Origin of the sequence: Micromonospora sp. CPCC 205546 (genome assembly GCF_036902715.1) — a bacterium.
Classification (GTDB): domain Bacteria; phylum Actinomycetota; class Actinomycetes; order Mycobacteriales; family Micromonosporaceae; genus Micromonospora.
The window spans coordinates 1-8,457 of record NZ_JBAKHL010000124.1 but is presented as its reverse complement, the minus strand read 5'-3'; the positions used below and the strand labels follow the sequence as shown (position 1 = coordinate 8,457).

General features: G+C 71.9%; 9 protein-coding genes. 5 read left to right on the top strand and 4 right to left on the bottom strand.

The annotated features are described in order from the left end of the window. Nucleotides 1-603: 603 nt before the first annotated feature. The gene (locus tag V6U77_RS29120; RefSeq protein ID WP_334609956.1) at nt 604-1,053 is read right to left on the bottom strand and encodes a hypothetical protein; all 450 of its coding nucleotides are present in this window, start codon (nt 1,051-1,053) and stop codon (nt 604-606) included. Nucleotides 1,054-1,186: 133 nt separating this feature from the next. On the opposite strand from V6U77_RS29120, the gene V6U77_RS29115 reads away from it, so the two are divergent. Further along, nucleotides 1,187-1,573 (top strand): hypothetical protein, encoded by a 387-nt coding sequence (locus tag V6U77_RS29115; protein ID WP_334609955.1) that lies wholly within the window; start codon nt 1,187-1,189, stop codon nt 1,571-1,573. 513 nt (nt 1,574-2,086) lie between these two features. Continuing rightward, nucleotides 2,087-2,620 (top strand): HNH endonuclease, encoded by a 534-nt coding sequence (locus tag V6U77_RS29110; RefSeq protein ID WP_334609954.1) that lies wholly within the window; start codon nt 2,087-2,089, stop codon nt 2,618-2,620. A gap of 20 nt (nt 2,621-2,640) precedes the next feature. Here V6U77_RS29110 and V6U77_RS29105 read toward each other — a convergent pair whose 3' ends face one another. The 3 genes from V6U77_RS29105 to V6U77_RS29095 all read right to left on the bottom strand — a co-directional run bounded on the left by V6U77_RS29105 (nt 2,641) and on the right by V6U77_RS29095 (nt 4,567). Beyond that, entirely contained in the window at nt 2,641-3,492 is an 852-nt protein-coding gene (locus tag V6U77_RS29105) for a class F sortase (protein ID WP_334609953.1), read from the bottom strand. A gap of 12 nt (nt 3,493-3,504) precedes the next feature. Beyond that, nucleotides 3,505-4,023, bottom strand: coding sequence for a hypothetical protein (locus V6U77_RS29100; RefSeq protein WP_334609952.1), 519 nt, complete (start codon nt 4,021-4,023; stop codon nt 3,505-3,507). An 88-nt stretch (nt 4,024-4,111) separates the two neighbouring features. Further along, on the bottom strand, nt 4,112-4,567 hold the full coding sequence (locus V6U77_RS29095; RefSeq protein ID WP_334609951.1) for an Lrp/AsnC family transcriptional regulator: 456 nt from the start codon (nt 4,565-4,567) through the stop codon (nt 4,112-4,114). A 181-nt stretch (nt 4,568-4,748) separates the two neighbouring features. On the opposite strand from V6U77_RS29095, the gene V6U77_RS29090 reads away from it, so the two are divergent. The 3 genes from V6U77_RS29090 to V6U77_RS29080 are packed head-to-tail and all read left to right on the top strand — an operon-like array spanning nt 4,749 to nt 8,310. Continuing rightward, nucleotides 4,749-5,648 carry a tryptophan 2,3-dioxygenase gene (locus V6U77_RS29090; protein ID WP_334609950.1) on the top strand — a complete coding sequence of 300 codons (900 nt, stop codon included), beginning with the start codon at nt 4,749-4,751 and terminating at the stop codon, nt 5,646-5,648. A gap of 20 nt (nt 5,649-5,668) precedes the next feature. After that, the gene (kynU, locus tag V6U77_RS29085) at nt 5,669-6,976 is read left to right on the top strand and encodes a kynureninase (RefSeq protein ID WP_334609949.1); all 1,308 of its coding nucleotides are present in this window, start codon (nt 5,669-5,671) and stop codon (nt 6,974-6,976) included. After that, entirely contained in the window at nt 6,973-8,310 is a 1,338-nt protein-coding gene (locus V6U77_RS29080; protein ID WP_334609948.1) for an FAD-dependent oxidoreductase, read from the top strand. Before kynU ends, V6U77_RS29080 begins: the two co-directional genes overlap by 4 nt. Nucleotides 8,311-8,457 lie beyond the last annotated feature (147 nt).

Below are 8,457 nucleotides of genomic sequence, written 5' to 3'. Positions count from 1 at the left end.
GCTGTCCTACCGGGAGCTTCGTCCTATCTGGAGCAGCGACACACCGCCGCCTACCTGCTCAGCATGCCTCGGTCACGATGAAAATGGCTCATTGGTGCAGCGGCAATTTCCATCGAGCGGTGTATGCGAGATCGGCCGTGACACGCTGGCCCTCTGCTCCGGTATGGCTGGAGCGTATGCCTGGTCTCACATGATGCTTGACGAAGCGGCCTCGGAGGACTCTTGACGCCCTGCCGTCTTCAAGGGGCAGCGTCCTGGTCAGGAGATGCCGCCGTCGCTGTGTAAGAGTTGGCCGTTGATCCAGCCCCCGTCGGGTGAGCACAGGAACGCGACGAGGTTCGCGCTCGCTTCTTACGTCCGGTCGGGTCGTTCAGTGTCGCGGTCATCACGGCATCCTCCTCACCAGGCACAACGCCCGATGGGTCAGGCCGGAAACACCGTTAGATCCACACTCCCCGGCAATGTCAACCATCAACCGGAGTCGGACATATGGCTGGAGCGTATGTCGGGCTCCACTTGATGCGTCACGGATCGTTGTCACTTGATCCGTGACACGTCCGGCTAGGGCGATCTTGGTTGTTCCTTGTCTCAGGCTACTGGTGTTCAGTCCCAGAAGTTGAACAGCAACTCGCCGACCGTGGTCGGTTTCCAGTAGTTGATCTGGTCGTGTTCGTGCGGGCTGAGGGCGCTCAGGTCGACCTGTGACAGGGAGGTCTGTAGCTGCTCGGCGGTGAGGGCCTGGGCGTCGGTCAGGTTGGTGAGGGCGCTGGCGAGGTCGGGGTGGTCGACGAACGTCACCATGACGTCGCCGTTGGCGTGGGGGCGGGCGAGGGCGATGAACGGCAGGGTGGTGTGTCGCAGCACCGCGATGTGGTGCTGAGCGTGGGCGATATCGACCGTGTGGAAGTTCGGCGTGACGCTGGCGGGAGCGACGCCGGTGACGGTGGCGTCGATGGTACGGGCGGCGTGGTGACAGACGGCGGTGAAGGCTTCGAGGTCCGCTTGGGCGCCGGGTGGCGGGTTGAAGCCGGTGGCTCCGGGCGGCAGCTTCATGGTCGGGCTCCGTGGTCGTCGCGGTCGTTGCAGGCTATCCGACGTTGTCGTGGAGGCTCGGGCTTGCGGACCTTGAACGGGCAATGGGCTTGGTGGTCGTGCGAGGCACCTCGGTGAGGAGCTGGTCGCCGTCGTGGACGCGGAAGGTGGTGTCGGCGTCTTCGACGGTCAGGGTTCGACCGGCGTGGCCGATGCCGACGCGGATCTTCTGGCCGGCGAGGACGAGGACGCCGCGGCTGCTGACGCGTCGCTCGACGCGTTGTGGTTCGGATGGGGGAGCGGGCGTCGGGCCGGCGGGGCGGGCGTCGCGGATGCGGGCCTGCTCTTGTGCGGTGAGCGGGTTGGGCAGGCTGCGCAGCAGGGCCCGGTCGGCGTCGAGGAGGTGCAGAACGCCGTGGTCGAGGCGGATGGTGACGCGTCGGCCGGCGAGGTGGTAGGCGATGGGGTTTGCCGGCCGGCGAGGCTGACCAGGCCGATGGCGTTGACGAGACGGTCGACCTCGATTGGAGCCCCGGCTTGAGCTGGCCGGCGGTGACCGGGGGCGGTCCGGCGGGGCGGCCGCCGCCGGCGAGGAGTTGACGCAGGTGGGTGGGGGTGAGCTGGGAGGGCACGGTCTTGAGTCGGACGCCGTTGAGGAGGATGGCAACGGAGGTGTCGGCCCAAAGCCCGCTTGGAGAGGGCTTCCCGCTTCACGTCAGGCGCTCTAATGATCTTTATTTGGCTTGATCAAGTTTACGGAGATCAATGCAAATCTAAGATCATCGGGCGCGGATCCGGCACAACCGAGATCGAAAACGGGTGTGGAACGTCGAGAGGTGCTGATGGGTCCCGCCCTGCTCAGGGGCCAGATCTGCCCGTTTCCGGGTGATGCCCACTTGGCTTGTCACATTAGTGCGTGCAATCCGGGGGCCGATCAGGGACGATGGGCGCACGGACGTCGGTGATCCGGCCGGCGTCGGCCGTGGTGGGTCGCCGTGCCCGTTCCCGGTCGGCGGTGGCGAGCAGGGGCCGCTGAACCGGGAGGGTGAACGCGATGCCTGACATACGACCCACGGTGGGCTCCGGTGCGCTGGTCCTCAACGCCACCTACGAGCCGCTGTGCGTCGTGTCGGTGCGTCGTGCCGCCATTCTCGTGCTCTCCGCCAAGGCGGTCTGTGTCGCCGACGGCGACGGCATCCTGCACAGCGCCCGCGACGCGCTGCCGGTGCCGTCCGTCGTCCGGCTCACCCGCTTCGTCCGGGTGCCCTACCGCACCCATGTCGGGCTCTCCCGTCGCGCCATCTTCGCCCGGGACGGCTGGCGCTGCGCCTACTGCCGGGGGCCCGCCGAGACCATCGACCACGTCTTCCCCCGCAGCAGGGGCGGCCGGCACGCCTGGGAGAACGTCGTCGCGGCCTGCGCCCGGTGCAACCACACCAAAGGAGACAAGACGCCGGCCGAGCTGGGCTGGCGGCTGCACGCGCTGCCGGCGGCCCCGAGGGGCACCGCCTGGCGGGTGCTCGGCCACCGGGCGCCGGACCCCCGCTGGGCCGACTGGCTCGACCTGCGCGAGCCCGAGGCCGCCTGACCCGGCCGTCCGCCCGCCGGTCACGTCGTGCGGGCGCGGACCAGGGACGCGAAGACCACGACGTTGTCGGCGTAACCGGTCTGTCCGCCCACCCAGCGCCCGCCGCAGGTGATCAGGCGCAGCCGGGGGCGGCTGAAGTCCCCGTAGACCTCGTCGACCGGCAGCCGGTCCTTGTCGAAGCGCTCGACGGAGTCCACCTCGAAGACCGCCACCGAGCGGTCCTGCCGGGCGATCTCGATCCGGTCGCCGTCCCGCAGGTCCCGCAGCCGGTGGAAGACCGCCGGCCCGCTGCTCGTGTCGACGTGCCCGACGATCACCGAGGGGCCGTACTGGCCGGGGGTGGGTCCCCGGTCGTACCAGCCGGCCTCCTGGGCGCGGGCCGCGTCGGGCACGGCGATGCTGCCGTCCGGGGCGATGCCGACGCCGTGCACGGGCGCCCGCACGTCGATCGGGTCGATGGCGATGCCGACGGGACGGCTGGCGGGCAGCACCGGGAACTTCTTCGGCGCCGGCCGCAGCCCCGCGAGGAACCGGTCCGGCAGCACGCTCACGCCCGCGATCCGCTCCACGCCGAGCATCGTGACGATCAGCGCCATCAGCGTGCCGATCACCAGGACCGGCAGGCCGGGGCCGCGACCGGCGAGCGATCTGCGGCGGCCGGCCGGGACGCCGCGGTACCGGGGCCGGGCGGGTAGCGGTCCGGCGGCCGGATCGGTGGTGGCGACGCTCGCCCACACCGCCTCCCCGGCCACCCGCCGCAGTCGACGGGCGGTGGCGGCCGCCGCCCGGCGGGACGCCCGCAGCGCCCGCCGGGTGCTCGTCCGGACCCGGCCCGGACCGGATCGCCTGGTACGCCTCGGTGAGCCGGCCATGGCGACGGCGGGTCAGGAACCGGCCCCGGTCCGGCGGCTGCCGAAGAAGCCGAAGCCCACGGCCAGCGCCACCACCGCGAGACCACCGATCATCAGCATCGAGCCGGTGCCCGGGGCGCCGGCCGTACCGCCGCCCCCGGTGGCCGGGCCCTTGCTGGGCTGCTCCATGTTCAGCACCGTCAGGGTGGTGGTCGCGGTCCTGCCGTTGTCGCAGCGCAGGTTCACCGGGTAGTCGCCGGGCTCCTTGCTGCCCGGGATGGTGACCTGGCCGGTCAGGAAGCCGTTGTCCGGCCGCAGCACCAACCGCCCGAAGGCGTCGGAGTGCACGTCGGCCTGGCGGTCGTTGGCGTTGTCGCAGCCGGCCCGGATGCTGACCCGGGTGCCGGCCTGCGCGCTGTTGGGCACCACCTCGACGAAGGTGTTCTCCCCCGCCCACGCGGGCGCGACGGTCGTCAGGACGAACGCCCCGACCAGACCCAACACGGTCAGGGCGCGGGTCAGGGCACGTTGGAACGCTGTGAGCACCGGCATGATCCCCCCTTCCGGTGACGAACACCGGAATCCTCCCCGGGCAACAGGGCCTGCTTTCCCGCTGGCCGGGGGGCAAACCCGGGGGCGGTCAGCGCTGCGGGTGGGCGGGGGGCAGCGGGGTGACGGGCTGCCACTGCAGCGGGGTGGAGAGCACCATCGTGCTGGACGGCTGGCCGTACGGGGCGAGTCTGTCGATGACCGCCTCGAAGTCACCGATCGACCCGGCGGCCACCCTGAGCATGCTGCACGCGTCGCCGGTGATGCGGTGGATCTCCAGGATCTCGGGCCAGCCCGCGACGTCCGGGTCGTGCAGGATGCACCGCGATCCGTAACAGGACATCCGGATCAGCGCGACCACGGTGCGGCCGGCCCGGGTCAGGTCGACGTGGGCGTGGTAGCCGGTGATCACGCCCGACTCCTCCAGCCGGCGTACCCGCTCGGCCACGGCCGGCGGCGACAGGTGCACCCGCCGGGAGAGCTCGCTGAAGGAGAGGCGCGCGTCGGCCTGCAGCTCCCGCAGCAGCGCCCAGTCCATGTCGTCCATGCGGCGACCTTACTTCCTTAAACCCGAATCCGACTCATGCCTTCCGCGCCGCAGGTCAGAGGTGGTGAGTGCCGTTGATCCGGCATTCCATCCGGGGGTTCCGCCGAGAGATCATGTCGGTTACCCGTGAAACGACCGACCGTCGGTCGTGCCGGGTGACGAGGCAGAGGGAGGCCACCCGGTGGAGCAGACGGACCTGCGGGTACCCGCCCAGGCGGCGGTGCGCCCGGCGACCCCCCGGCAGCGCGCCGCGCGTGCCGCCCGCAACGGCGGCGAGCCGACGCTGGAGTTCGCCGAGCGGGTGCCGTACGACGCGTACGTGCACGCCAGCACGCTGCACCGGTTGCAGCAGCCGCTGAGCGACGACCCCGGCGAGATGTCCTTCCTGATGGTCAGCCAGATCATGGAGCTGTACTTCAAGCTCACCTGCCACGAGTTGCGCGAGGCGCAGCGGCTGCTGCGAGCCGACCGGGTGTGGGACGCGCTGGCCCCGCTGCGCCGCGCCGCGCTGCACCTGGAGGGGCTGAACGCGGCCTGGAAGGGGCTGCGCTGGATGACCCCGGCCGACTTCAACCGGTTCCGCAACCTGCTGGGCGAGGGCTCCGGCTTCCAGTCGGCGATGTACCGCCACCTGGAGTTCCTGCTCGGCCTGCGCGACGAGACGCTGATCCGGCCGTTCCGCCGGCAGACCGACGTGTACGCCGACCTGCGGGCCACCCTGGCCGCCCCGAGCCTCTGGGACGACGTGCTCGCCCTGCTGGCCCGGCACGGCCACGATCTTCCCGCCGACCTGCTCGAGCGGGACGTCGCCGCCGAGCACCAGCCGCACGCCGCCGTGGAGGCGGCCTGGGTGCGCATCTACGCCGAGCCCGGACCGGAGAACCACCTGCGGATGCTGGGCGAGGCGCTGGCCGAGGTCGCCGAGCAGTTCGGCGACTGGCGGCAGCACCACGTCAAGGCGGTGCAGCGCACAATGGGCGCCAAGGTCGGCAGCGGCGGCTCCGCCGGACTGGCGTGGTTGCAGCGCAGCATGGCCCGGGTGGTCTTCCCCGAGCTGTGGTCGGCCCGGACAGCGATGTGACCCGAGAGCGAGACGACCCCATGACCACCCCCACATCCGACCCGTCCGGTTTCGCCGCCGGTGAGGCCGAGGCGCGCCGCCTCGACGCCGCCGATCCCGGGCACCGCCACCTGTTCCACGTGCCGCCGGCCGACGGCGGCCGGTACCCCGAGGCCGCCTACCTGGCCGGCAACTCCCTCGGCCTGCAGCCCCGGGCCACCCGCGAGGAACTCCTCGCCGACCTCGAGTCGTGGAGCCGCCTCGGCGTCGAGGGCCACCTGGAGGCCGAGCGCCCCTGGCTGCCGTACCACGAACTGCTGACGGCGCCGGCCGCGCGACTGGTCGGCGCCACGCCGGCGGAGGTCGTGGTGATGAACTCCCTGACGGTCAACCTGCACCTGCTGATGGTCAGCTTCTACCGGCCGGCCGGGGCGCGGACCAGGATCGTCATCGAGGACAGCGCCTTCCCCTCGGACAGTTACGCCGTGCGCAGCCAGGCCCGCTTCCACGGCCTCGACCCGGACACCACGGTCGTCCGGCTGCGCCCGCGCGCCGGCGAGGACACCCTGCGCACGGAGGACGTGACCGCCTACCTGGCCGCCGAGGGCGACACGGTGGCGCTGGTGCTGCTCGGCGGCGTCAACTACCTCACCGGCGAGCTGATGGACATCCCGGCGATCACCGCCGCCGGCCGCGCGGCGGGGGCCGTCGTCGGCTGGGACCTGGCGCACGCCGCAGGCAACGTCCCGCTCGCGCTGCACGACTGGGACGTCGACTTCGCGGCCTGGTGCTCCTACAAGTACCTGAACTCGGGGCCCGGCGCGCTGGCCGGCGTCTTCGTGCACGAGCGGCACCTCGGCGACGCGGGCCTGCCCCGCTTCGAGGGCTGGTGGAGCACGGAGGCGGCGACCCGGTTCGAGATGACCCCGGTCTCCCGGCCACCGGCCACCGTCGAGGCGTGGCAGATCTCCAACCCGCCGATCTTCGCGATGGGCCCGGTGCGTACCTCGCTGGAGCTCTTCGACGCCGTCGGGATGCCCGCGCTGCGGGAGCGCAGCGTCCGGCTCACCGGCTACCTGGCGGGGCTGCTCGACGAGGTCACCGCGAACCGTCCGCTGAGCGTGGTCACCCCGCGCGAGCCGGAGCGGCGCGGCTGCCAGCTCTCGGTGCGCATCGGCGCGGGCAGCGCGGCCGGGCTGGCCAAGCGGCTGCGGCACGAGCACGGCGTGATCGCCGACGCGCGGGAGCCGGACGTCATCCGGTTCGCCCCGGTGCCGCTCTATTCCACGTTCCACGAGTGCTGGCGGGCCGCCGAGGCGCTGGCCGTCACGGTGGAGGTGAACTCATGACCGACGAGCGGAACGAGATCGCGGTGGTCGGCGCCGGTCTGGCTGGCTGCCTGCTGGCCTGCTTCCTGGCCCGCCGCGGCTACCCGGTGGCGCTCTACGAGCGGCGGCCCGACCCGCGTACCGGCACGGTGGAGCGGGGACGCTCCATCAACCTGGCGCTCTCCGAGCGGGGCCTGGACGCGCTGCGCCGCATCGGCCTGGACGAGCAGGTGCTGGCCGACGGGCTGCCGATGCGCGGCCGGATGATCCACCCCGTCGACGGCGAGGCGCAGTTCCAGTCGTACAGCGCCTCCGGCGACCGGGCGATCAACTCGATCAGCCGGGGCGCGCTGAACAACGCCCTGCTGGACGCGGCCACCAGCCTGCCCGGGGTGCGGGTCGCCTTCGACCACCGGCTCGTCGGGCTCGACCCGACCAGCGGCGAGATGACCTTTGAGACCCCGCGGGGCACGGTCGCGGCCACCGCGTCGGTCGTCCTCGGCGCCGACGGCGCCGGCTCGGCGGTGCGCGGGCAGCTGCTGGCGTACGGGCTGCTGAGCGAGAGCGTGGACTTCCTCGACTACGGCTACAAGGAGCTGACGATCCCGCCGCTGGGCGGGGACTTCGCCCTCGACCCGGAGGCGCTGCACATCTGGCCGCGCGGCACCTCGATGATGATCGCGCTGCCGAACCCGGACCGCTCCTTCACCTGCACGCTCTTCTGGCCCACCCACGGCACCGCCAGCTTCGCCTCGCTGGGCAGCCCAGCGGCCATCGAGCGGCACTTCGCCGAGCACTACCCCGACCTGCCGCCGCTCGCCCCGGGTCTGGTCGACGACTACCAGCACAACCCGGTGGGCGTGCTCGGCACCGTCCGCTGCACGCCCTGGCAGGCGTACGGGAAGGTCGGCCTGCTCGGCGACGCGGCGCACGCCATCGTCCCGTTCTACGGCCAGGGCGCGAACTGCGCCTTCGAGGACGTGGTCGAGCTGGACCGCTGCCTGGACGAGTGCGCCGACGACTGGGCGGAGGCGCTGCCGCTGTTCCAGCAGCGGCGGCAGGAGAACGCCGAGGCGATCGCGCAGATGGCGCTGGCGAACTTCGTGGAGATGCGGGACAAGGTCGCCTCACCACTGTTCCAGGCCGGCCGGAAGGTCGAGCACACGCTGGAGCGGGTGCTGCCGGGCCGGTACGTCTCCCGCTACGAGCTGGTGTCCTTCTCGACCACCCCGTACGCCGAGGTGCGCCGCCGGGTCCGTCAACAGCACCGGGTGCTCGGGGCGGTCGCCGCCGGCGCGGCGGCGCTGCTGGCCGGCGCCGTCGGTGTGGCGATCAACCGAGGGAGGCGTCGATGACCGTCACCTGGGATCCCCGGCTGATGACCGGGCAGACGCCCGACGGCCCGGGGCTGCTGCGCAACTTCGTCGGTGGTGAGTTCGTCGGGGGTGGGCGGCGGTTCGTCAAGCGTAGTCCGGTGACGGGTGAGCCGGTGTTCGAGGTGG